This window comes from Pseudactinotalea suaedae, from assembly GCF_009733815.1.
Lineage (GTDB): Bacteria > Actinomycetota > Actinomycetes > Actinomycetales > Beutenbergiaceae > Pseudactinotalea > Pseudactinotalea suaedae.
On the sequence record NZ_WNXY01000001.1, the window covers coordinates 589,385 to 612,520 of the forward strand.

21 protein-coding genes are annotated in these 23,136 nt (G+C 72.4%); 16 read left to right on the top strand and 5 right to left on the bottom strand.

The features are described 5' to 3' along the window. Positions 1-47: 47 nt before the first annotated feature. Positions 48-758 (bottom strand): aspartate/glutamate racemase family protein, encoded by a 711-nt coding sequence (locus tag GPA04_RS02730; protein ID WP_156222043.1) that lies wholly within the window; start codon positions 756-758, stop codon positions 48-50. A gap of 82 nt (positions 759-840) precedes the next feature. Here GPA04_RS02730 and GPA04_RS02735 point away from each other — a divergent pair, with 82 nt between their 5' ends. From GPA04_RS02735 to GPA04_RS02755, 5 genes are all read left to right on the top strand, one after another. Further along, complete coding sequence (locus tag GPA04_RS02735) at positions 841-1,740, top strand: LysR family transcriptional regulator (RefSeq protein WP_156222045.1); 900 nt, start codon at positions 841-843, stop codon at positions 1,738-1,740. A gap of 8 nt (positions 1,741-1,748) precedes the next feature. Further along, complete coding sequence (locus GPA04_RS02740) at positions 1,749-3,437, top strand: GTPase domain-containing protein (protein WP_162458500.1); 1,689 nt, start codon at positions 1,749-1,751, stop codon at positions 3,435-3,437. Beyond that, positions 3,434-5,131, top strand: a complete 1,698-nt coding sequence (locus tag GPA04_RS02745; protein WP_156222049.1) for a GTPase — start codon at positions 3,434-3,436, stop codon at positions 5,129-5,131. The genes GPA04_RS02740 and GPA04_RS02745 overlap by 4 nt, the downstream gene beginning before the upstream one ends. Positions 5,132-5,211: 80 nt before the next feature. Beyond that, positions 5,212-7,026 carry an aspartate--tRNA ligase gene (aspS, locus tag GPA04_RS02750; RefSeq protein WP_156222051.1) on the top strand — a complete coding sequence of 605 codons (1,815 nt, stop codon included), beginning with the start codon at positions 5,212-5,214 and terminating at the stop codon, positions 7,024-7,026. Next, complete coding sequence (locus tag GPA04_RS02755; RefSeq protein WP_206674084.1) at positions 7,023-7,736, top strand: GNAT family N-acetyltransferase; 714 nt, start codon at positions 7,023-7,025, stop codon at positions 7,734-7,736. Before aspS ends, GPA04_RS02755 begins: the two co-directional genes overlap by 4 nt. A gap of 69 nt (positions 7,737-7,805) precedes the next feature. On the opposite strand, the gene GPA04_RS02760 is transcribed toward GPA04_RS02755, so the two are convergent. Continuing rightward, on the bottom strand, positions 7,806-10,073 hold the full coding sequence (locus tag GPA04_RS02760; protein WP_241680548.1) for an MMPL family transporter: 2,268 nt from the start codon (positions 10,071-10,073) through the stop codon (positions 7,806-7,808). Positions 10,074-10,124: 51 nt separating this feature from the next. Here GPA04_RS02760 and ligD point away from each other — a divergent pair, with 51 nt between their 5' ends. Together ligD and GPA04_RS02770 are read left to right on the top strand one after the other, a co-directional pair. Continuing rightward, positions 10,125-11,081, top strand: coding sequence for a non-homologous end-joining DNA ligase (gene ligD, locus GPA04_RS02765; protein WP_156222054.1), 957 nt, complete (start codon positions 10,125-10,127; stop codon positions 11,079-11,081). 84 nt (positions 11,082-11,165) lie between these two features. Beyond that, positions 11,166-11,531, top strand: a complete 366-nt coding sequence (locus GPA04_RS02770) for a VOC family protein (RefSeq protein WP_156222055.1) — start codon at positions 11,166-11,168, stop codon at positions 11,529-11,531. A gap of 30 nt (positions 11,532-11,561) precedes the next feature. Here GPA04_RS02770 and GPA04_RS02775 read toward each other — a convergent pair whose 3' ends face one another. The 3 genes from GPA04_RS02775 to GPA04_RS02785 are packed head-to-tail and all read right to left on the bottom strand — an operon-like array spanning position 11,562 to position 14,201. Continuing rightward, the gene (locus tag GPA04_RS02775) at positions 11,562-12,245 is read right to left on the bottom strand and encodes a DUF4166 domain-containing protein (RefSeq protein WP_156222057.1); all 684 of its coding nucleotides are present in this window, start codon (positions 12,243-12,245) and stop codon (positions 11,562-11,564) included. Continuing rightward, positions 12,242-13,003: a hypothetical protein gene (locus GPA04_RS02780; protein ID WP_206674085.1), complete on the bottom strand. Its 762-nt coding sequence runs from the start codon at positions 13,001-13,003 to the stop codon at positions 12,242-12,244. Before GPA04_RS02780 ends, GPA04_RS02775 begins: the two co-directional genes overlap by 4 nt. Before the next feature lie 4 nt (positions 13,004-13,007). Continuing rightward, on the bottom strand, positions 13,008-14,201 hold the full coding sequence (locus GPA04_RS02785; protein ID WP_156222059.1) for an MFS transporter: 1,194 nt from the start codon (positions 14,199-14,201) through the stop codon (positions 13,008-13,010). 61 nt (positions 14,202-14,262) lie between these two features. Here GPA04_RS02785 and GPA04_RS02790 point away from each other — a divergent pair, with 61 nt between their 5' ends. The 9 genes from GPA04_RS02790 (at position 14,263) to mltG (GPA04_RS02830) (ending at position 23,136) form a co-directional block, all read left to right on the top strand. Next, on the top strand, positions 14,263-15,621 hold the full coding sequence (locus tag GPA04_RS02790; RefSeq protein ID WP_156222061.1) for a replication-associated recombination protein A: 1,359 nt from the start codon (positions 14,263-14,265) through the stop codon (positions 15,619-15,621). 68 nt (positions 15,622-15,689) lie between these two features. After that, entirely contained in the window at positions 15,690-15,989 is a 300-nt protein-coding gene (locus GPA04_RS02795; protein ID WP_156222063.1) for a hypothetical protein, read from the top strand. Between the two features lie 167 nt (positions 15,990-16,156). Next, a complete protein-coding gene (gene rpsD, locus GPA04_RS02800) occupies positions 16,157-16,786 on the top strand; it encodes a 30S ribosomal protein S4 (RefSeq protein ID WP_156222066.1) in 630 nt (209 codons plus the stop codon). Positions 16,787-16,926: 140 nt separating this feature from the next. Further along, complete coding sequence (locus GPA04_RS02805; protein ID WP_156222068.1) at positions 16,927-17,295, top strand: DUF948 domain-containing protein; 369 nt, start codon at positions 16,927-16,929, stop codon at positions 17,293-17,295. Further along, on the top strand, positions 17,292-17,636 hold the full coding sequence (locus GPA04_RS02810; protein ID WP_156222070.1) for a hypothetical protein: 345 nt from the start codon (positions 17,292-17,294) through the stop codon (positions 17,634-17,636). Before GPA04_RS02805 ends, GPA04_RS02810 begins: the two co-directional genes overlap by 4 nt. 5 nt (positions 17,637-17,641) lie before the next feature. Next, entirely contained in the window at positions 17,642-20,332 is a 2,691-nt protein-coding gene (gene alaS, locus GPA04_RS02815) for an alanine--tRNA ligase (protein ID WP_156222072.1), read from the top strand. After that, entirely contained in the window at positions 20,325-20,825 is a 501-nt protein-coding gene (ruvX, locus tag GPA04_RS02820; protein WP_206674086.1) for a Holliday junction resolvase RuvX, read from the top strand. The genes alaS and ruvX overlap by 8 nt, the downstream gene beginning before the upstream one ends. Beyond that, positions 20,822-21,982, top strand: a complete 1,161-nt coding sequence (mltG, locus tag GPA04_RS02825; protein ID WP_156222074.1) for an endolytic transglycosylase MltG — start codon at positions 20,822-20,824, stop codon at positions 21,980-21,982. Before ruvX ends, mltG (GPA04_RS02825) begins: the two co-directional genes overlap by 4 nt. A gap of 2 nt (positions 21,983-21,984) precedes the next feature. Next, positions 21,985-23,136: an endolytic transglycosylase MltG gene (mltG, locus tag GPA04_RS02830; protein WP_156222076.1), complete on the top strand. Its 1,152-nt coding sequence runs from the start codon at positions 21,985-21,987 to the stop codon at positions 23,134-23,136.

Below are 23,136 nucleotides of genomic sequence, written 5' to 3' on the forward strand. Positions count from 1 at the left end.
GAGGCGAGTGCGGCGCGGCCACGTGAAGGACCGCAGGAAGGGCCAGTCTACGCGGCAGGCTCTCCCGTGTCGCCCAGGATGAATGTGACGGCCGCCTCAGCGTGGACCCGCATCGAGTCCAGCAGCGGGACGTCGACGTCGCCCTGGCGCACCAGCAGCTCGATCTCGGTGCAGCCGAGCACCACGGCATCGGCACCGCGCTCGTGGAGTGCGCCGATCATGCCGGCGAACCTCAGGCGTGAGCGCTCCGTCACGACGCCCTGGGTCAGCTCGTCGAAGATCACGCGGTCGGCCTCGGCCCGATCCTGCTCGTCGGGGACGACGACGGCGAGCCCGCGCTCGCGCAACCGGCCGGTGTAGAAGTCCTCCTCCATGACCCGGCGCGTGCCGATCACGCCGAGCGTGCGCCAGCCCTCGGCGTGGGCGCGGTCCGCGATCGCGTCGGCGATGTGCAGCAGCGGGATGCCGATCGCCGTCTCGACGGCGGGGGCGACCCGGTGCATGAGGTTGGTGCAGATCATCACGGCTTCGGCGCCGCCGGCCTCGCAGCGGCGTGCCGCGGCTCCCAGGAGCTCACCGGCACGGTCCCAGTCGTCGGCCAGCTGGCAGCTCCGGACCTCGGCGAAGTCCAGCGACTGCAGCGCGATCGGTGCCGAGGAGTGCCCGCCGCGTGCCGCCTGCACGCCTTCGTTGATGACGCGGTAGTACTCCAGCGTCGAGTACCAGCTCATGCCTCCGACCAGTCCCACCGTGCGCATGTCTCCATCTCACCGGACCACCCGGCTCAAAGGAACCCACGAACTTCTGTGGGCTCCCATTAGCTGCGATTATGGTGGCGCGATGGATCCCCGCCGTGTGCTGATCTTCCGGGACGTCGTCCGGGCAGGCTCGATCAGTGCCGCGGCCCGGGAGCTGGGATGGACCCAGCCGGCGGTGAGCCAGCATCTGCGTGCGCTGGAGCGCAGCGCCGGGTGCTCGCTGCTGGTGCGGACCTCCACCGGGGTCGAGCTGACCGAGCCGGGCCGGGTGCTGCTCGCCCGCGCCGACGAGCTGGCGACGCAGCTGCACATGGCAGGAGAGGAGCTGGCCGAGCTCACCGCGCTGCGACGCGGGCGGGTGCGGCTGGCCGCCTATCCCTCGGCAGCCGCCACCGTGGTGCCCGACGCCCTCGCGCGGCTCCGGCAGGACCACCCCGCCATCGACGTCGAGCTCACCGAGGCCGAGCCGCCGCAGGCCCGCCGGTTGCTCGGCTCGGGCGACGTTGACGTCGCCCTGGTCTTCGACTACGAGTCCGACCCCGACGTCGCCGAGCTCGAGTGGTCCCCGCTGGGCGAGGAGCCGGTGCTGCTCGTGCTGCCGGCCGCTCACCCCCTCGCCGAGGGCGGCGCCACGATGGCCGGGATGGCGGACGAGGACTGGATCGTCGGGTGCGAGCAGTGCCGCGCCCACGCGGTGGGGCGTTGCGCCGCCGCCGGGTTCACGCCCCGGGTGCGACACGTCACCGACGACTACGTGGTGGTGCAGAAGCTCGTCGCCGCCGGCCTGGGTGTCACGATGCTGCCCCGCTCGGCGCTCGAGGCCTACCGGCACCCCGAGGTGCGGGCGGTCGCCGGCTTCGGTTCGCGCCGGTACGGCACCCTCCACCACCGCGGTGCTCGCACCGTGCCCGCCACCGCCGCTGTGCTGCGCGAGCTCGAACGGGCCGAACGGCACCGGTCCGCGGCGCCCCGCCTGGCATGATCGCGACCATGGAGACGGAGCTCGCGGACCTGCGCGCCGCCGTCGCCGGGGCCCGGTACCCGCTGGGTGCGGCAGGCGCGGAGCAGGCCCGCGCGCTGCGGAGCGCGCTGCTGAACCAGCTCGACGACTACATCGTCCCCCGCTACGCCCAGCTCGACGCGCCGCTGCTCGCCGTCGTCGGCGGATCCACAGGCGCCGGGAAGTCGACGCTGGTCAACGCGCTCGTCGGAGCCACCGTGACCCGGCCGGGTGCGCTGCGCCCGACCACCCGCGACCCTGTGCTCATCCACCACCCGGCCGACGAGCGCTGGTTCGCCGACCAACGGATCCTGCCCGGGCTCCCACGGGTCCAGGGCGGCCACGGGCTACCTCTCGACGCCACCGAGGCGGCACCGGGCTCGGCCCTGCGGCTGGTGGCCCACGAGGGCGTGCGGCAGGGGCTCGGGCTGCTCGACGCACCCGACGTCGACTCGGTGGTGGACAGCAACCGCCACCTCGCCGCGCAGCTGCTCGCGGCAGCGGACCTGTGGGTCTTCGTCACGACCGCGAACCGCTACGCCGACGCCGTGCCGTGGGCGTTGCTGCGCGGCGCGTCCGAGCGTGACGTCGTGGTCGCCATCGTGCTCGACCGCATCCCGTGGGACGTGCTGGAGGAGGTCGCGTACGACCTGCACCAGATGCTCGGCAAGGAAGGGCTGGCGAACGCGCCGCTGTTCCTGCTGCAGGAGCAGGTGCTCGACGACGGCGGGCAGCTGCCGGAGGGCGCCGTCGCGGACCTGCGCCGCTGGCTCGACTCGCTCACCAGCGATGCGGCCTCGCGCGCCGAGGTGGTGCGCCGCACCCTCGCCGGCGCCACCCGCCACGCCGCCGAGGAGGCGTACGTGCTCGCGGCGGCGGTGGCCGCGCAGGCCGCGACGCGCGCCGAGCTGCGGCACCGTGTGGAGGCCGCCTTCACCGGCAACGCGGTCGCCGAGGCGCTCGGCGACGGGTCGCTGCTGCGCGGTGAGGTGCTGGCGCGGTGGCAGGACTTCATCGGGACCGGCGAGTTCTTCCGCAACCTCGAGGCCCGCGTCGGTCGCATCCGCGACAAGGTCAGTGCGTTCATCACGGGCCGGCCACCACCCGAGGTGGAGGTGCAGCAGGCGATCGGTGACGGCCTGCACGCGGTGCTGGTGGCGGAGGCGGACGCGGCCGCCGAGCGCGCGCAGCAGGGGCTGCTCGCGGACGGAGCCGGTCGCGCCCTCCTCGCCGGCCGCAGCTGGGATCGTGCGACCGAGGGCTTCTCCGACCGCGCCGCGACCACGATCCGCGACTGGCAGAACTTCATCATCGACCTCGTCCGGACCGAGGGGCAGGGCAAGCGCACCAGCGCACGCGTGCTGGCGTTCGGTGTCAACGGCGTCGGCGTGGTGCTGATGATCCTGGCGTTCTCGGCCACCGGTGGACTCATGGGCGCCGAGATCGCGATCGCGGGCGGCACCGCGGTGCTCGCGCAGCGGCTGCTCGAGGCGATCTTCGGTGAGGACGGCGTGCGCCGGCTGGCGCTGACGGCCCGCGAAGACCTGCTCGCCCGCGTCGACCGGCTGCTGGAGTCCGAGAAGCGCCGCTTCCTCGACCTGCTCTCCGACGAGGGCACGGGCGCGGACGAGCTCCGCGCCGCCGCGGACGCCGTGCTGCGTCAGGTGTCCGCCGCATGAGGGCGAAGCACCGCGCCGACCTGAGCACACGCCTGGAGGGGTTGCGCCAGGCGGTGCGGTCCCTCGAGGAGATGCCGCCCGGCGCGGTCGGGCCGACCGCCGCCCTCGACCGCGCCCGTGAGGTGCTCGCCAACGTGGGGCGGCGCCGCGAGCTGTCCGCGGCGCACACCGTCGTCGCCCTCGCCGGCGCCACCGGCAGCGGCAAGTCGTCGCTGCTCAACGCGCTCGCCGGCGTCGAGCTCGCCGCACCGGGAGCACGACGTCCGACGACGTCGCACCCGCTCGCCGTGATCTGGCCGGGTCGCGGTGTGGACGCCGACGCCGCGCGGCCGCTGCTCGACTGGCTGGAGGTCGACCGCCGCCACGAGGTCGGGACGGGACCGGGCGCCTGGTCCGAGGGCGCCGACGTCGCCGGTCTGGTGCTGCTCGACCTTCCCGACATCGACTCGGTCAACCCCGATCACCGCCGCCGCGCGGAGCGGCTCGCCAAGACCGTCGACGTGCTCGTCTGGGTGCTGGACCCCCAGAAGTACGCCGACGACGTCGTGCACACCCAGTTCCTGCGCCCGATGGCCCGCCACGCCGAGGTGACCCTGGTGCTCCTCAACCAGATCGACCGGCTGGCCGAGGCCGACCGCGCGCCGGTGCTGGCGGATCTTCGGGAGCGCCTCCTCGAGGACGGTCTGCGCGCCGCAGGCGTGCTCGGTGTCTCCGCCCGCACCGGCGAGGGCCTCGACGAGGTCCGACGCGCGATCGCGCGGCTCGTCCAGCGCCGCCGTGCCGCCGAGGCGAGGCTGGCCGCCGACGTCGCGACCATGGCCGACGGCCTCGACGAGGCGTACCACGTGGACGCCGTCCCCGCGCTGCCCGCGACCGCCGAGCGTCGCCTGCTGTCAGCGCTGTCCGCCGCGGCCGGCGTCGACCGTGTCGCTGACGCGGTGGGCGCCTCGTTCCGGCTGCGCGCACGCAAGCGCACCGGGTGGCCGCTCGTGCGCTGGGTCGGCCGCTTCCGTGCGGACCCGCTGCGGCGCCTGCACCTGGATCGCGCTCCCGCCGCCGACGAGGAGGGCCGACCGGTCCTGACCTCGTCCTCGATCCCGCAGGCCTCGCCGGTGCAGCGCGCCCAGGTCCACACAGCGCTGCGGGCCAGCGGTGACGCCGCGGCCACGGGCTCCGACGAGCCGTGGCGCAGCTACATCCGCGGCGCCGCCACCGATGCCGCAGCGACGCTCCCGGACGAGCTCGATCAGGCGGTGGTCCGCACCGAGCTGTCCGGACGCGAGGACCCCGGGTGGTTCGGCCTGATCGGGGCGCTGCAGTGGCTCGTGTTCGCCGCGTTCCTGGCCGGGGCGCTCTGGCTCGGCGCCTACGCCGTGCTCGGCTACCTGCGCATCGAGGCCACCTGGGTGCCGCAGGTCGGACCGGTGCCCGCGGACCCGCCGCTACCGGGGTTCCCCGCGATCCCCTGGCCGACTGCGCTGCTGGTCGGGGGAGCGGTGCTGGGCATCCTCGTGGCGCTGCTGTCGGGCCTGTGCGCGCGGCTGGGGGCCAGGCGCAGGTCGGCGCGCACGCGCGCTGCGCTCCGCCGCTCGGTGTCGGAGACCGCGCACCGCACCGTGCTGGTCCCCGTGGCCGAGCGTGTCGCGCGCGCACGGGCGTTCGCCGACGGGATTGCGCTGGCGCAGGGCAAGTAGGATCGGCGGGCGCGTCGTGCCCGGCTGACGACGACGCTCATCTGCGCCCTGCCCACGTTCCGCGAAGGGAATCTCTGCTCGTGCTCCGAACCCACTACGCCGGCGCTCTGCGCCTCGGCGACATCGGCACCACCGTCACCTTGACCGGGTGGGTGGACCGTCGCCGCGATCACGGCGGCGTGGCGTTCGTGGACCTGCGGGACAGCTCGGGCATCGCCCAGGTCGTCATCCGTGACGAGGAGGTCGCCCACCCGTTGCGCTCCGAGTTCGTGCTGCAGGTCACGGGCACGGTCGGCCGGCGACCCGAGGGCAACGAGAACCCGTCCCTGGCCACCGGTGAGGTCGAGGTGGTCGCGACCGACGTCGTCGTGCTCAACAGCGCGGCCGCGCTGCCGTTCCAGGTCTCCACCGGTGCGTCCGAGGAGTCGGGCGTGGTCGGCGAGGAGACCCGCCTCAAGTACCGCTACCTCGACCTGCGGCGTCCTGCTCCGGCGCACGCCATCCGGCTGCGTGCCAAGGTCAACCAGGCGGCCCGGCGGGTCCTGGACGACCAGGGGTTCATCGAGGTCGAGACCCCCACGCTGACCCGGTCGACGCCGGAGGGCGCCCGCGACTTCCTCGTGCCGGCACGGCTGGCGCCCGGGTCCTGGTACGCGCTGCCGCAGAGCCCTCAGCTGTTCAAGCAGCTCCTCATGGTCGGCGGCCTCGAGCGGTACTACCAGATCGCCCGCTGCTACCGCGACGAGGACTTCCGCGCCGACCGGCAGCCGGAGTTCACGCAGCTGGACGTCGAGATGAGCTTCGTCGATCAGGACGACGTCATCGAGGTCGCCGAAGAGGTGCTGGTCGCGCTCTGGCAGCTGATCGACGTCGAGATCCCGCGTCCGATCGCTCGGATGACCTACGCCGAGGCGATGACGCGGTACGGGACCGACAAGCCGGACCTGCGCTTCGCCGTCGAGCTCGTGGACCTGACCGAGTACTTCGCCGACACCCCGTTCCGGGTGTTCCAGGCGCCCTACGTGGGTGCGGTCGTGATGCCGGGCGGCGCCGACCAGCCGCGTCGCACCCTGGACGCCTGGCAGGACTTCGCGAAGCAGCGCGGCCACCGTGGTCTGGCCTACGTGCTCGTGGGCGCCGACGGCGAGCTCACCGGACCGGTCGCCAAGAACCTGTCCGAGGCCGAGCGTGCCGGTCTCGTGGCGGCCGCCGGGGCCCAGCCGGGCGACTGCATCTTCTTCGCCGCGGGTGCGGCGTCCGGTGCGCGCGCGCTGCTGGGCGCGGTGCGCCTGGAGATCGGCCGCCGCTGCGGTCTGATCGACGAGAGCGCATGGGCGTTCGTGTGGGTCGTCGACGCGCCGCTCTTCAAGCCGGTGGGGGAGGACGACGACGTCGCCGTCGGCGGCGGCGCGTGGACCGCGACCCACCACGCGTTCACCTCGCCCAACCCGGACTGGATCGACCGGTTCGAGGAGGACCCGGCGAACGCGCTGTCCTACGCCTACGACATCGTGTGCAACGGCAACGAGATCGGCGGCGGCTCGATCCGTATCCACCGGCGCGACGTGCAGCAGCGGATCTTCGCGATCATGGGGCTGGGCGAGGAGGAGGCGCAGGAGAAGTTCGGCTTCCTGCTCGACGCCTTCGCCTACGGCGCGCCGCCGCACGGCGGGATCGCGTTCGGCTGGGACAGGATCGTGATGCTGCTCGCCGGCGAGCCCTCGTTGCGCGAGGTGATCGCGTTCCCGAAGTCCGGCGGCGGCTACGACCCGCTGACCCAGGCACCGGCACCGATCACGCCCGAGCAGCGCAAGGAGGCGGGTGTCGACGCCAAGCCGAGGTCGGCTGAGAAGGCGCCCGCCGAGACCGCAGCCGGCTCGCCTCCGGAGGCGTGAGCACCGTCCCTGCCGAGTGGCTCGCTCATCCGCTGGTGCGGGTGAGCGAGCCGACCTGGCGGCAGCCTGTCGTCGCGACCGCGCCGGGGGCGTTGCTCGTGACCACGGTCACCGACGCCCCAGGGCGGCGCGCCGCGCTGGGTCTGGGCGACGCCGTCGAGCTCGCCGGTCTGGCCGGGGCGCTGGACGACGATCTCGCCGTGCTCACGCTGCCTCCCGAGGCGTGGGAGGCGATGACGCCGGAGACGCTCAGCCGGCTCGCGCTGCCCCAACGGGCGAGGTGGGAGTGGATGGTGACGCACGAGGCCCCGCCGGAGCACCCCGGCGAGAGCGGGGTGCGGCAGGTCGACCTCGAACGGGAGCGCGAGGACCTGGCGGCGCTGCAGCGCCGCGCCCTCCCGAACACCTACACCAGCCTCGACCGACCCGACATGCGCTGGTTCGGGTGGTACGACCCCGACGGCGGGCTGCGCGCCATGGCGGGCGCGGGCGACTGGGTGCACGAGGTGCACCTCGGGTCGGTCGCGACCGACGAGCAGTGGCGCGGCCGCGGCATCGGAGCCGCCCTGACGGCCACGATCACCCGTCGTGGCCTGGCCGCGACCGGTCAGGTCAGCCTGGGCGTCTACACCGACAACACCCGCGCCATCGCCCTCTACCGCCGGCTCGGTTTCGCCGTCGCGTACTCCGCGGACTCGCGGCGCCCCTGACCGCCGCGTCGGGCACCGACCTCGACGGCGTGCCCCGTCTCCGTGACGACGCGCGCGCCGCCGGGGCGGTCAGTGGTCGATGCCGAACCGTCGGTGCAGCCGTCGCAGCGGCCCAGGGGCCCACCAGTTGGCGCGGCCGAGCATCGTCATCGTGGCGGGCACGAGCAGCATCCGCACGAGGGTGGCGTCGAGCAGCACCGTGAAGGCGAGCGCGAACCCCACCTGCTTGATGATGAGCATCTCGCCGGTCATGAAGCCGCCGAACACCACGATCATGACGAGACCGGCCGAGGTGATGATGCGCCCGGTGCGCTGCAACCCGTTGCGGACCGCGGTGTCGTTGTCCTCGCCGGCGTCCCACTGCTCCTTGATGCGGGCGAGCAGGAACACCTCGTAGTCCATCGCGAGCCCGAACCCGAACGCCGCGGCCATCGCGACGACGTAGGACTCCAGGCCACCGGTCGAGGTGAAGCCCAGCACGTCCTCGAGGTGTCCTTCGGCGAACACCCACGCCGTGACCCCGAGGCCGGCGGCGAGGGAGAGGGTGTTGACGAGGAGTGCCTTGAGGGGGATGAGCAGGGACCCGGTCATGAGGAACAGCAGCACGAAGATCGCGAGCACCACCAGCGCGGCCGCGTACGGCGCGCCCTCGACCATCGAGTCGACGAAGTCGAGCTGGGAGGCCGCCTGGCCGATCACCCAGTACTCGCCGAGGTCGGCGCCCGCGGCGTCGCGCAGGTCGCGGATCGCGCTGACCGCCTCGGTCGCGGTCGGTCCGCCGGCGTCCTCGGTGGCGAGCCGGACACCGAGCACCGAGTACCGCTCGTCGACCTCCTGAGGAGGATCGATCCCGGTCACGTTCTCGACCGCGGCGATCGCCTCGGCCACCTCGACGGCGGAGGCCGCCTCGACGACGACGCTCACCGGGGGAGCGGCGAGGGCGGGATAGCTGTCCTGGACCAAGGTCAGGAAGGTGCGCTGATCCGAGCCCTCGGGCACGAGCTCGATCGTCGAGTTCCGCAGGTGGACGCCCGCGAGCGGGCTGGCCATCAGCACCAGCAGCGCCGTGCTCACGAGCACGACGATCCACGGGCGCTTCTGGGTGTGCGTCGCCAGTCGCGAGAAGAAGCCGTGCTCGGGTGCCACGTCACCGAGGCGTGCGATCACCGCACGGATCCCCGGGATCCTGCTGAGCAGCCCCGGCCGGGTGAGCCTGCGGCCGAACAGCGCGATGAGCGCCGGGACCAGCGACATCGCGGTCGTGACCGCGATCAGCACCACCGACAGCCCGGCGGCGCCGACGGCCCTGAGGATGTCGGCCCGCATCACCATCAGCCCGGCGACGCAGATCGCAACGGTGAGGCCCGAGAACGCGACCGTGCGTCCCGCCGTCGACATCGTGCGGATCAGCGCGGTGCGGACCAGCTCGTCCTTGCCGCGCCGGTGCGTGCTGCGGCTGCGCCGGGTAGGCGCGGCCTCGGCCTGCGCCATCGCCGCCCGGATCTCCTCCCGGTACCGGGAGACGATCAGCAGCCCGTAGTCGATCGAGAGTCCCAGCGCCATTACGGTCACGACGTTGACGACCGCCGAGTCCAGGTCGAGCCAGAAGGAGAAGGCGTAGAGCGCCCCGAGACCGCCGGCGATCGAGGCGACCGCTCCGAAGATCGGGATCCCGGCGGCGAGGAAGCCGCCGAAGACGACCACCATGATCAGCAGGGACAGCGGCAGCGCGACCAACTCCCCACGCTGGAGGTCGCGCTCGAGCTGCCCGACGATCTCCTCGGTGATCAGGTGGGAGCCGGAGACCAGGCCAGCGGTGTCGCCGCCGATGTCGGCGGGGAGCTCGCGGAGCAGGTCGACGACCTGCTCGCGGGCGTCGGCCTCGGTCTGCTCGGCCAGGTCGGGCTCGAGCGTGACGGTGACGACGAAGCCGTCGCCCTCGGTGGACAGCAGGGCCGCGGCGGCCGGGTCCTCGAGCCCACCGGGCACCTGGAACGGGTCCATCACCGAGAGCACGCCCTCGACGCCCTGAGCGTTGGGACGGAAGGCGTTCAGCGAGCGCTGCACCTGCGCGAGCGCCTCGCCGTCGGTCATGTCGATATCGGTCAGCGCGAGCGTGATCGACTCACCGCTCGTGGCGGCGTCGTCGACGATCTGAGACCCGGCCAGGCTCTCCGATCCCGGCACGGTCGGCTCGCCCGAGTGCAGGCGGTCGAACAGCCCCTGACCGGTGACGCCGACCACGGAGATCGCGAGCCAGGTCGCCGCCAGCACCAGCCAGACGAGCACGATGAGCAAGGGTCGGCGCGCGGCGGCGGCACCCAGACGGCGGAACACGGCGGTCAGTCTCTCAGGTGCTGCAGGCCGGTCCGCACCTAGGCTGGTGAGGTGGCCACCGCCAAGACCCCGCCGGTCGAGATCGAGGTCGGTCCGCACACGGTGCGGCTGACCTCGCCCGACCGGGTGTACTTCCCCGAGACCGGTGCGACGAAGCTCGACCTCGCCCAGTACTACCTCGCCGTGGGCGACGGCATCGTCAACGCGCTGCGCGAGCGGCCGTGCATGCTGCACCGGTTCCCCTCCGGACTGGCGGGGGACAAGGTCCACCAGAAGCGCGTGCCCGCCGGCGCACCGCCCTGGCTGGAGACCGTGGAGGTGTTCTTCCCGCGCTACTCGCGCACCGCCGACGAGCTCTGCGTCACCGACCTCGCGCACGTGATCTGGGCTGTGCAGATGTCCACGGTCGAGTTCCATCCTTGGAACAGCCGCCGCGCCGACGTCGAGAAGCCGGACGAGTGGCGGATCGACCTCGACCCGGGGGACGAGTGCGACTACGACAGGGTCCGCCGCGTCGCGCACGTGGCGCACGAGGTCCTCGAGGAGCTCGGCGCGGTCGGCTACCCCAAGACCTCGGGCGGCTCGGGCTTGCACGTCTACGTGCGGATCCCGCCCGAGCACGGCTTCCAGGACGTGCGTCGCGCCGCGCTGGCGTTCGCGCGCGAGGTCGAGCGGCGCGCGGCCGACGACGTGACCACCGCGTGGTGGCGCAAGGACCGCGACCCCGCGCTGGTGTTCGTCGACTACAACCAGAACACCCGCGACCACACGATCGCCTCGGCGTACTCGGTGCGGGGCGTCCCCGACGCACGTGTGTCCACCCCGATCCGGTGGGACGAGATCGACGACGCCGACCCGCGCGACCTCACGATCGCGACCGTGCCGGCGCGGTACGCCGAGATCGGCGACCTGCACGCCGACATCGACGACCACGTCTTCGATCTCGCGCCGTTGCTGGAGTGGGCGGAGCGCGACGAGCGCGAGGGCGAGCCACCTCCGCAGGAGTGAGAGCGGGCACCTGTCGAATCGCCACCCGCTCACGCGTCATGGTGGTGAGCCCGGAGGGTCCGGGCACGAGGAGAGGACCACGACATGGCACGTCCCACGGTGGGGTTCTGGGAGCTGCGGGTCACCGACGTCGAGCGTGCGAGCGCGTTCTACGGCGAGGTGTTCGGCCTGGTGGCCAGCCCGTTCGGTGAGTACGTGATGCTCAGCACGGCCGACGGCGCCCCGATCGCCGGGCTGGAGCAGGTCGAGGAGGCGCCGCCCTCCGACGGCTTCTTACGCCCGACCTTCGACTCGGACGACCTCGAGGCGGACCTGGCCGCCGTCGAGGCCGCGGGTGGGTCGGTCATCGTGCCGCGCTCGGTCGTCAGCGAGGAGTACGGCTGGTGGGCTGCCGTGGCTGACCCGTTCGGGAACCGGCTGCAGCTCTCGACCAGCAAACCTGTCGGCTAGTGGTGTGAGCAGGTGCGGCGAGGATGATCCTCAGGGACGCCGCTCCTCACGCAGTGGCTTGACCGATGCCGGCACGCCCTCGCCGTCGGGGCCCACCTCCGGCCAGCGGCACGCGAAGGTTCCCGCGTACCCGAACAGCGGACCGAGCACCGGGTTGCTGACCTCGACGCGGATCCGGAAGCGGCCGACCGCCTCGTCGTAGCTCTCGTGCAGCTCGGCGGTACCCGTGAGCACCGCGGGGAACCGGAACCGGAGCGGGCCCTCGTAGAAGCGCTGCTCGTGGCTACGGATCACCAGGCCGCCGCCCTCGGTCACCTCGAACGTGAGGTCGGTCGCGAGGTGCTGGTGGGTCCCGAGGTAGTCCACGAGCACGTCCCTGCGGCGGTCGTAGACCATCGTTGCGTCGAAGCGCGCCCGCCGCCGCGGGAGCTCGAAGGTCCGCACGAAGCTGACCGTCTCCCGGCCGATCGTGTCGCGGTAGGGATAGTTCTCGATCGTGAACGGCACGTCACGCCCGCTCACGGGCACGAGGATGTTGCGCCAGCTGCCCAGCCACAGGAACGGGCGCACCCAGTCCCGGGTGCGCCACACGTGGTCCATCGTGCCGGTCCCGACACATCCGTAGCCCGCCGCGACCGCGACCCCGAACCGGCGTCGCATCATCGGGTGCAGCCGGTCGAAGTCCGGGCCGAGCGCCCGCGCAAAGATGCTCATGGTCGGTCTTTCCTCCTCGCGCCCACCTGGGTGATGGTGACAGGCGGTGGGGCGGCTGCACCGGACAGGGGCCGGCGGCGGCACCGCGCCGCTCGTGGCACGCCGGCCGGCGCGGGGAGCAGCAGCACGAGAGCCGTCGTGGTGGCGGTCGCGAGCACGTACGCGACTCGCCCGCGCCGGCGGGCCAGGTGCGCCGCGCCGAGCACGGCAGCAGCCCGCGTGGCGACGTCGAGGAAGGCGAGCGTCCGCGAGCGTTCTGGAGTCTGGTCACACTCGGCCCACAGCCGCAGCGCGTCGAAGCTCCACGCGGTCGCCCAGCCGATCAGGGGTCGCACGACCCGGTCGGGCACGCTGCCCCAGCCAGGCTCGTAGTCGTACCCGGTGAGGAACCTGACGGCAGTGCCGTGCGCACCTCTGACGGGCACATAGCGCCAGTAGCCGCGACCCGGGCCGAGCGGTGACAGCGCACCGTCGCGTTCCCAGCCGAGCGCGGAGGTGCGGGTGCCGTCGGGACGCTCGCGCTCGCCGAGCGAGCGGCCTGTGCCGGTGATCGTGAGCCCGGGCAGCACCCGCACGGAGTATCGGAACTCCTGCGGCCGCCCCGGGTCGGGCCGCGGGACGTGCCGGATCGACGTGAACCGCAGGTCCCAGCGGACGTGCAGGTCCGGCTCCTGGGTGAGGTGCCACACGGTGTCCAGCGGTGCACGAACGATGGTCTCGACGTAGATCGGGTCGCCGCGCCCGCCCCTGCGTCTCACACGTTCATCCTGGCACCCGCGTGACGGCCGGCCGGCTCGGCACGCTGAGCGCACCGAGGACGGCGACGGCCGCGGCGACGGCGAGCGCGAGGAACCGCCCGCCGGTGGCCTCGGTGAGCAGGCCCGCCGCGCTGGGGCCGATCGCCGAACCCACGCCGCGCGCCATGGCGTACGCGCCGAGCACCAGACCGATCGTGCGCACGTCGACGAGCTCGGCGGTGTAGACGCTCTCGAGCGTCGTGAACATCCCGACGGCGACGCCCGCCAGCACCGCGAACAGCAGGGCGACGAGCACGTGACCGGACACGACCAGCAGCAACGACGCCAGGCCGATCAGCACCAGGCTGCCGCGGAACAGCGGCCGCGCTCCCACGCGGCCCACCAGCCAGGGCAGCGGCAGCCGCCCGACGAACTGGAAGACCCCGCGCAGGCCCGCGAACGCCGAGGCGGTCGCCAGCGCCAGCCCCGCGGTGACCATGGCCGGGACCTGGTAGAGGAACAGCACCGAGCACGTCACCCCGCCGCACGCTGCCGTGACCAGCAGCCGCCGCACCACCGGGTCCCGCCAGGCGGCGAGCAGCCCGGCGACCAGCCCGAGTCGCGGCGGGGCGGCGCCGGTGGGGACCGGTACCACCAGACCGGCGACGGTGAAGATCACCACGACCGCCCCACCCGCGGCGCCCATCGCCCCACGCCAGCCCCACTGGTGCGCGGCGAGCGCCATCAGCGGCAGGAACACCGGGCTGGCGAAGGCTCCCCAGAGGGTGTTGACCGTGATCGCCCGGGTGCGGTCGGCCGGTGCCAGGCGGGCGATGCTGGCGTGCACGGCGGTGTAGTAGCCGGCCGCCCCGACGACGCACTGGGTCGCGATCGCCCCGGCCACGAAGACCGGCGGTGCTGTCGCGGTCGCCGTCACCGCGGTGCCCGCAGCGACGCCGACGGCTGCGGCGAGGAACACCACGCGTGGACCGTGGGCGTCGATCACCCGCCCGGTCAGCACCGCACCCACGCCGCTGGCGAGCATGCCGAGCCCGTACGTCGTCGTCAGGGCCGCCTCCGACCAACCCTCCTCGGCCACGATCGGCGACACCAGGACGCCGTAGCCGTAGAACCACGACCCGAACGCGATCACGACGACGAGGCCGAAGACGACCGTGAGCGACAGCGGCAACCGCTGCGGTCCGGGTGGGGGTGGCATCGCCGCGATCCTTGCAGACCACCCGGACCGGGCGAGGCGCGCGGGTGCCTAGGCTGAGGGGGTGGACCTGTTCGAGGCGGCTTCGACCGACGACTCCGGCGTGCCGGCCGTCGACCGGTCGGCACCCCTCGCGGTGCGGATGCGGCCCGCGACGGCGGACGAGGTGGTCGGGCAGGGACATCTGCTCGAGCCCGGGTCGCCGCTGCGGCGGCTGATCGCGGAACCGGAGCAGGGTGGCCTGCCGCCGTCGTCGGTGATCCTGTGGGGCCCGCCGGGCACCGGCAAGACCACGCTGGCCTATCTGGTGGCGCACGCCTCCGGGCGCCGCTTCACCGAGCTCTCAGCGGTGACCGCGGGCGTCAAGGACGTGCGCGCGGTCATCGAGGAGGCACGCCGCAGGCTCTCGCTCGGCGGTGGTGAGACCGTCCTGTTCATCGACGAGGTGCACCGGTTCTCCAAGACCCAGCAGGACGCGCTGCTGCCCGCCGTCGAGAACCGCTGGGTCACGCTGATGGCCGCCACCACCGAGAACCCCAGCTTCTCGGTCATCTCACCGCTGCTGTCCCGCTCGATCATGCTGACCCTGCGCCCGCTCACGACGGCGGACCTCGCCGCCCTCGTGGAGCGTGCCCTGGTCGACGAGCGTGGCCTGGCCGGCCGGGTCGACATCGACGACGAGGCCCGCGAGCAGCTGCTGCGGCTCGCCGGCGGCGATGCGCGCAAGACGCTCACGATCCTCGAGGCCGCCGCCGGCACCACGCTCGAGGTCGGTGACACGACGATCACCACGGAGGCGGTCTCCCGGGCGATCGACGTCGCCGCGGTGCGCTACGACCGCGCCGGCGACCAGCACTACGACGTCATCAGCGCGTTCATCAAGTCGATGCGCGGCAGCGACGTCGACGCCTCGTTGCACTACCTCGCGCGCATGGTCGTCGCGGGCGAGGACCCCCGCTTCATCGCCCGCCGGGTGGTCATCGCCGCCTCCGAGGACGTCGGCATGGCCGACCCCACAGCACTGCAGACGGCGATCGCCGCCGCGGAGGCGGTCGCCCTGATCGGGATGCCGGAGGCGCGGATCATCCTGGCCCAGGCGGTGGTGCACGTGGCGACCGCCCCGAAGTCGAACGCGTCCTACCTGGGGATCGGCAAGGCGATCGCCGATGTCGAGGCCGGTCGGATCGGCACGGTCCCCGCCCACCTCCGGGACGCGCACTACGCGGGCGCGGAACGGCTGGGCCACGGCGCCGGCTACCAGTACTCGCACGACGCCCCGCACGCCGTCGCCCCCCAGCAGTACCTGCCCGACGACCTGGCGGGCGCCCGCTACTACCAGCCCAGCGACCGGGGCTACGAGCGCGGGATATCCGACCGGCTCGGCAAGATCCGCGAGATCCTGGGTCGTGCGGGCGGCTCCTAGCCCTCGATGGGCAGCTCTTCCCTGATCGATGGCGTGCCCTCGGAGCCGAGCGATGCCATGGTGGGCGCATGGACACCACCGGACTGATCGTGCTCCTCGTGATCGTCGTGGTCATCAGCCTGCTCTGGCGCCTCTTCCGCGGGGACTCCGGCTACGACGACACCGGCAGCGGCTACCGCCGCAACCGCAACCGCAGCAGCGGCGGCTGGGGCGGGTCCCGCTCGCGAGGCTCCAGCGGTTCCTCCAGCGGGGGCAAGCGCCGCTCCTCGATCAGCCGGAGCAGCCGCCGGACCTCGTCCAGCTCACGCCGCAGCGGGGGTAGCTCTCGGCGCAGCAGCAGCCGCGGCATGGGGAAGGGTCGTCGTTGAGCGTGCGCTAGACTGTCGTGGTTTGTCCGTCCGGCGTCATGCCGGGCCGACACCCTGGGGTCTTAGCCGACCGGACGATGTACCTGCGTCCGTGGAGTTGACCCCGCGCCCCGCCTCGGTGGCGGGAGCGTGACGTAGCAGTTCCACGACAGGAAGAGAAAACCCGCATGCCCGCATCGTCCGATCGCACGCGCCGTCAGGTGCGTCTGTCCAGGTCGCTCGGCCTGGCCCTCACGCCCAAGGCCGTGAAGTACTTCGAGAAGCGTCCCTACCCCCCGGGTGAGCACGGCCGTGCGCGCCGTCGCAACGAGTCCGACTACGCGGTGCGTCTGAAGGAGAAGCAGCGTCTGCGCGCCCAGTACGGGCTCCGCGAGGTCCAGCTCCGCCGCGCCTTCGACGAGGCCCGCCGTGAGCCGCACCTGACCGGTGAGTCGCTGGTCGAGCTGCTCGAGATGCGTCTCGACGCCCTCGTGCTGCGCGCCGGTTTCGGCCGCACCATCGCCCAGGCCCGCCAGGCCGTGACGCACCGTCACATCCTCGTCGACGGCCAGATCGTCGACCGCCCCTCCTTCCGCGTGAAGCCGGGCCAGGTCGTGCAGGTCAAGCCGCGCAGCCAGACGACGGTGCCGTTCCAGGTCGCCGCCGCAGGCGCGCACCGCGACGTGCTGCCCAACCTGCCCCCGTACCTGGACGTCGACCTCGAGAAGCTCCGCTTCCAGCTCGTGCGCCGCCCCAAGCGCGCCGAGGTCCCCGTCACGTGCGAGGTCCAGCTAGTCGTCGAGCACTACTCGCGCTGACGTCAGCGAACGCAGACCGCTTGCGCCGTCGGTAGGCTCGGCATCCGCCGGACCGACCGGCGGCGCAACTGCATCTCCAGGACCTCCTGGCACCTCCAGGATCTCCTGAGCCGGTTCCAGGACCTTCGGGAAGGACTCGCATGAACATCGGTGACGTCGCTGGTCTGATCGCAGCGATCGCGTTCGTGCTGCTCGTCGGGGCGCTCGCCGTGCCGCTGATCAAGCTGGGCAAGGTGCTGGACGAGACTCGCGAGAGCCTCAAGCAGGTCACCGAGCACACGTTGCCGGTCATCGACGAGGCGGCGGTCACGATCTCGACCACCAACGGCCAGCTCGCCAAGGTCGACACCGTGACGACCGCCGCGGCCGAGACCTCGCAGAACGTCTCGGCGCTGACGTCGCTGATCTCGGCGACCGTGGGGACCCCGCTGATCAAGGTCGCCGCGTTCTCGATGGCGGTGCGCGGGCTGTTCAGCCGCTCCGGCGAGGACAAGGCGGACCGCTCATGAAGCGGCTGCTGTGGATCGGTGTGGGCGTCGCCGTCACGGTCGTGGTGCTGCAGCAGGTGTCGCGGCTGAACAACCGCGTCAACGGCGTCGCGGCCGCGGTCAGCCCGGCCGGCATCGCCGCCTCGATCGGCTCGCTGGCCGAGAACGTCTCGGCGCTCGGCACCCAGCTCCGCGAGTCGATGGCCCAGAACGAGGAGGCGCTCCGCAACGCGCTGCTGCCCGACGAGCAGACCCTGGCCCAGGCCCGCGAGAGCAGGGCTGCGCACCGCGCTCGCCGACCCCACGCCGTCGAGGGTGAGACCGACGAGGTCTTTCCCGACGACGGAACCGACTACTTCTAGGAATCATGCGCACCGCAGAGATCCGTCAGCGTTGGCTGACCTACTTCGCCGACCGCGACCACACGATCGTGCCCAGCGCGCCGTTGGTCTCTCCGGACCCCTCGATCCTGTTCACGATCGCCGGGATGGTGCCGTTCATCCCCTACATCGTGGGGACCGAGCAGGCGCCGTGGCCGCGCGCCGTCAGCGTGCAGAAGTGCATCCGCACCAACGACATCGAGAACGTCGGCAAGACCACCCGCCACGGCACGTTCTTCCAGATGTGCGGGAACTTCTCCTTCGGTGACTACTTCAAGCGCGAGTCGATCCGCTTCTCCTGGGACCTGAGCACCAGCGCCGTCGCCGATGGCGGCTACGGGCTTGACGGCGACCGGATCTGGGTGACGATCTGGGAGCACGACCAGGAGGCCTGGGACGCGCTCGCTGAGATCGGTGTCGACCCCAAGCACGTGGTGCGGCTGCCCAAGGAGGAGAACTTCTGGGACACCGGCCAGCCTGGCCCGGCCGGACCCTGCGCGGAGTTCCACTACGACCGCGGGCCGCAGTACGGCCCAGAGGCCGTGGGCGGCTCCGTCGACCCGGGTGGCGATCGCTACCTGGAGTACTACAACAACGTCTTCGACGAGTTCCTGCGTGGCGAGGGCACGGGCAAGGACTACCCCCTGCTCGGCGAGCTCGACCAGAAGTCGATCGACACCGGCCTCGGTCTGGAGCGGTTGGCGTTCCTGCTGCAGGACCGCGAGAACATGTTCGAGATCGACGAGACGTTCCCGGTCATCCAGACCGTCGAAGAGCTCAGCGGCTCGCGCTACCGCCTCGGCGAGAACTCCACCGACACCGATCAGGTTCGGATGCGCGTCGTGGCCGACCACGTCCGGTCGGCGCTCATGCTGATCGGCGACGGCGTGCGGCCCGGCAACGACGGGCGCGGCTACGTGCTGCGGCGGCTGATCCGCCGCGCGGTGCGCTCGATGCGCCTGCTCGGTGTCGACGAGCCGACGCTGCCGCACCTGTTGCCCGTCTCCAAGGACGCCATGAAGGAGTCCTACCCCGAGCTCGAGGCGAACTTCGCGACGATCTCGCAGGTCGCCTACGAGGAGGAGAACGCGTTCCGCCGCACCCTCGTGTCCGGGACGACGATCCTCGACACGGCGGTCGCGCGTGCCAAGGGCGGCTCCGCGACCCCGGTGCTCGGCGGCGCCGAGGCGTTCGCGCTGCACGACACCTACGGCTTCCCGATCGACCTCACCCTCGAGATGGCGTCCGAGCAGGGCGTGTCCGTGGACGAGGAGGGCTTCCGTGCGCTGATGGCGCAGCAGCGGCAGCGGGCGCGCGCCGATGCGATCGCCAAGAAGACCGGTCACGTCGACGCGACCGTGTACCAGGACGTGCTCGCGAAGCTCGGCGGCCCCGACCGGTTCCTCGGCTACACCGAGGACACCGCGCAGGTCCGCCTCGTGGGGCTCCTGGTCGACGGCGTCCCGGCACCGGTCGCGCAGGCGCCGGCCGACGTCGAGGTCATCCTCGACCAGACACCGTTCTACGCCGAGGCGGGCGGTCAGCTCGCCGACCACGGCACGATCGGCTTCACCGGCGGTGCGCTGGTCGACGTCGGGGACGTGCAGTCCCCGGTCAGGGGTCTGCACGTGCACCGCGGCCGCCTGGTCGAGGGCACGCTCACGCTCGACGAGACGGGTGTGGCGACGATCGACACCGACCGTCGGATCGCGATCGCTCGCGCGCACACCGCCACGCACATGGTGCACAAGGCGCTGCACGAGTTCCTGGGCGAGCAGGCGACGCAGGCCGGTTCGGAGAACGCGCCGTCCCGGCTGCGGTTCGACTTCCGTCACGGCAGCTCGGTGCCGTCGTCGGTGCTGTCCGAGGTCGAGGGCAGGGTGAACGCCCAGCTTGCCGAGAACCTCGACGTCACCGACCAGATCATGGACATCGACGAGGCCCGTGCGGCGGGCGCGATGGCGCTGTTCGGCGAGAAGTACGGCCGCAACGTGCGCGTGGTCTCCATCGGCGGTGACTGGAGCAAGGAGCTGTGCGCGGGCACCCACGTGGACCGCACCGGTCGCCTCGGCCTGGTCACCGTGCTGGGCGAGGCCTCGATCGGCTCGGGCGTGCGACGCATCGACGCGCTGGTCGGTGAGGGCGCCTACGGCTACGCGGCGAAGGAGCACGCGCTCGTGAGCCAGCTCTCCCAGCTCGTCGGAGCACGGGGTGAGGAGCTGCCCGAGCGCATCTCCGGGCTGCTCGGCAGGCTCAAGGAGGCGGAGAAGCAGCTGGCCGAGGTGCGACAGGGACAGCTGCTGGCGAACGCCGGTCAGCTCGCGGCGGCGGCCCGTGACATCAACGGCGTCCGCGCCGTGCTGCAGCACGTCGGTGACATCGCCTCGGCGGACGACCTGCGCACGCTGGTGCTCGACCTGCGCGAGCGCCTCGGGCAGGACGGTGCCACCGTGGTCGCGCTGACCGGGGTGGCGGGGGAGCGCCCGGTGGTCGTGGTCGCCACCAACGAGGCGGCTCGTGGCGCCGGCGTCAAGGCGGGCGCGCTCGTGCGGGCGGCGGCGAAGGTGCTCGGCGGCGGTGGCGGCGGCAAGGACGACATCGCGCAGGGTGGCGGCACCGACGCGGCTGCGGTCGAGCCGGCTCTCACCGCGCTGGCGGACGAGCTGGCGCGTGCCTGAGGTTCAGGTGCGGCGCGGCGTCCGCATCGGTCTCGACATCGGGACCGTGCGGATCGGCGTCGCTCGGAGCGACCCGTCCGGACTGCTCGCGACCCCGGTGGCCACGCTGCAGCGCAGCCGACGCGAGGACCAGGTCGCCGAGATCACCGAGATCGTGCGTGAGGCGGAGGCGATCGAGGTCGTCGTCGGACTGCCGCGCAGCCTCTCGGGTGCGGAAGGGCGGGCCGCGCAGGAGGTCCTGGCGTACGCTTCGACACTGGCACACGCGGTGCGACCGGTCCCCGTGCGCCTGGTGGACGAACGGCTGACGACCGTGACGGCGCACCAGGCGCTCACCCGCTCAGGGCGGAGCGGGCGCACCCAGCGGCAGGTGGTCGACCAGGTCGCCGCCGTGCTTATCCTGCAGAACGCACTCGATACCGAACGGAGCACCGGCTCTCCGGCTGGAGAACCGATCGAGACCGACCGAGGGGGAGAAGAGGAGATCCCGTGACGGATCTGTTCCGCGAGTCCGACCCCGACGTCGGCCACGAGAGCGAACCGGCTGCGGACGGGCGATCGTCCAGCGCCCGGTCGCAGCGACGGCGCCGCGCCAAGCGCGCGGCGCAGCGGCGACGCACGCTGTTCACCTTCATCGCGATGATCGCGGCTCTGGGCATCCTCGTGGCGGGCGCCCTGATCTTCCTGCGGCCGCTGCTCAGCGGCGGCGGCAGCTCCACACCCTCGGGTCCGACCGACTACCCCGGTCCCGGGTCGGGCTCGGTGACGATCGTGGTCAGCCCTGGTGACAGCGGTGCGGCGATCGGGCAGACCCTGGTCGACGCCGACGTCGTAGCCAGCGTGGACGCCTTCGTCGCGGCCTACAGCGCCAACACGGCCGCGGCGGGCATCCAGCCGGGCAGCTACAACCTGATGCTCCAGATGCGCGCCGTCGACGCCGTGTCCGCGCTGCTCGACCCGGCCAGTCGCGCCGACGCCAGCATCACGGTCCCCGAGGGCTGGCGGGCGACGCAGATCTACGCCCAGCTCGCGGAGAACATGGAGGTCGACGCCGCCGAGGTCGAGGCCGCCGCGGCCGAGCTGACACTGCCCGAGGAGGCACAGGGCGTCGAGGGCTGGTTGTTCCCCTCGACCTACACGATCGCTCCCGACGCCACGCCTGCGACCGTGCTGCAGGCGATGGTCGACACCACCGTGCAGGTGCTCGAACGCAACGAGATCCCGCGGGAGTCCTGGCACGACGTCATCGTCACGGCGTCGATCGTCGAGCGCGAGGTCGCGCGCGACGAGGACCGCGAGAACGTGGCGCAGGTGATCGAGAACAGGCTCGCCTCGTGCGACGGCACCGGGCGGCTCGGCATGGACAGCACCCTGGTCTACGAGCTCGACAAGCCCGCGAGCGAGATCACGCAGACCGAGTGGGGCACGGCGAGCGAGTACAACACGCGTCAGGTGACGGGGTTGCCGCCGACGGCGATCGCATCGCCTGGCGAGGCGTCGATCCTGGCGGCCGCCAACCCGCCCGACGGCGACTACTGCTACTTCGTCACCGTCAACCTCGACACCGGGGAGACCAAGTTCACCGGTGACTACGAGGAGTTCCAGGTGTTCCGGGAGGAGTACCAGGAGTGGCGGGACGCCAACCGCTGAGCATGGATTCACCCCCGAGCGAGACGACCGGCACCGCCACGCGCAGCGCCAGCAGACGGCAGGCCCACCGACGCCGCAACCTCACGGTCCTCGGCGTCCTTATCGTGGCGCTGGCGCTGCTGGTGGGCGGCGCATGGCGGCTGGTGCTGCCGCTGTTCCAGGAGGCGGGCGAGGAGCCGATCACCGACTACAGCGGACCGGGCAGCGGCTCGGTGGCCGTGGTGGTCACCGACCCCGCGCCGGATGCGATCGCCGCGGTCCTGGACCAGGCCGACGTCGTCGCGACCGCCGAGGCGTTCGTGGCCGCCTACGAGGAGAACGACCGCGCCTCGGCGATCCAGCCCGGCAGCTACACGCTGACGCAGCAGATGCGGGCGGCCGACGCCGTGCTGGCGCTGCTGGACCCCGCGAACCGCGCCGACCGGACGCTGACGATCCCTCCGGGCTGGCGGGTGCAGCAGATCGTGGCGAAGATCGCCGAGGTCATGGGGGTGCCGGTCGCCGACGTGAGCGCGGCGCTGGCCGCCATCCCGCTGCCCGAGGGTGCCGTCGGCGGGATCGAGGGGTGGTTGTACGCCCAGGCCTACTCGATCGCCCCCGACGACACGGTCGAGGCGGTGCTGCAGCGCATGGTCGACCGCACCGTCGAGGTGCTGGACGAGCTCGAGGTGCCGGTCGCCGACCGCGGCAGGCTCGTGATCCGCGCCTCGATCGTCGAGGCCGAGGTGACCGACGTCGAGGACCGCGGCCGGGTGGCCCGCGTGCTCACCAACCGGCTCGAGGGGTGCGCGGACGTCGGGCCGCTGCTGCAGATGAACTCGACCGTCGCCTACGGTCTGGACAAGGCCGTCACCGACCTGACGCTCGACGACCTCACGAACACCGAGACGCCCTTCAACACCTACGTGGTCGAAGGGCTGCCTCCGACGGCGATCAACTCGCCCAGCATCACCTCGCTGGAGGCCGCGCTCGCGCCGCCCGACGGCTCCTGGTGCTACTTCGTCACGGTGAACCCCGAGACCGGCGAGACGCTGTTCACCGACGACCCCGCCGAGCACGAGCAGAATCGCGCCCGCTACCGCGAGTGGCTCGAGGCCTGGCGCGAGCAGCAGTCCGCAGCGGCCGAGGACCCGACCACCGAGGGGGAGGGCTGA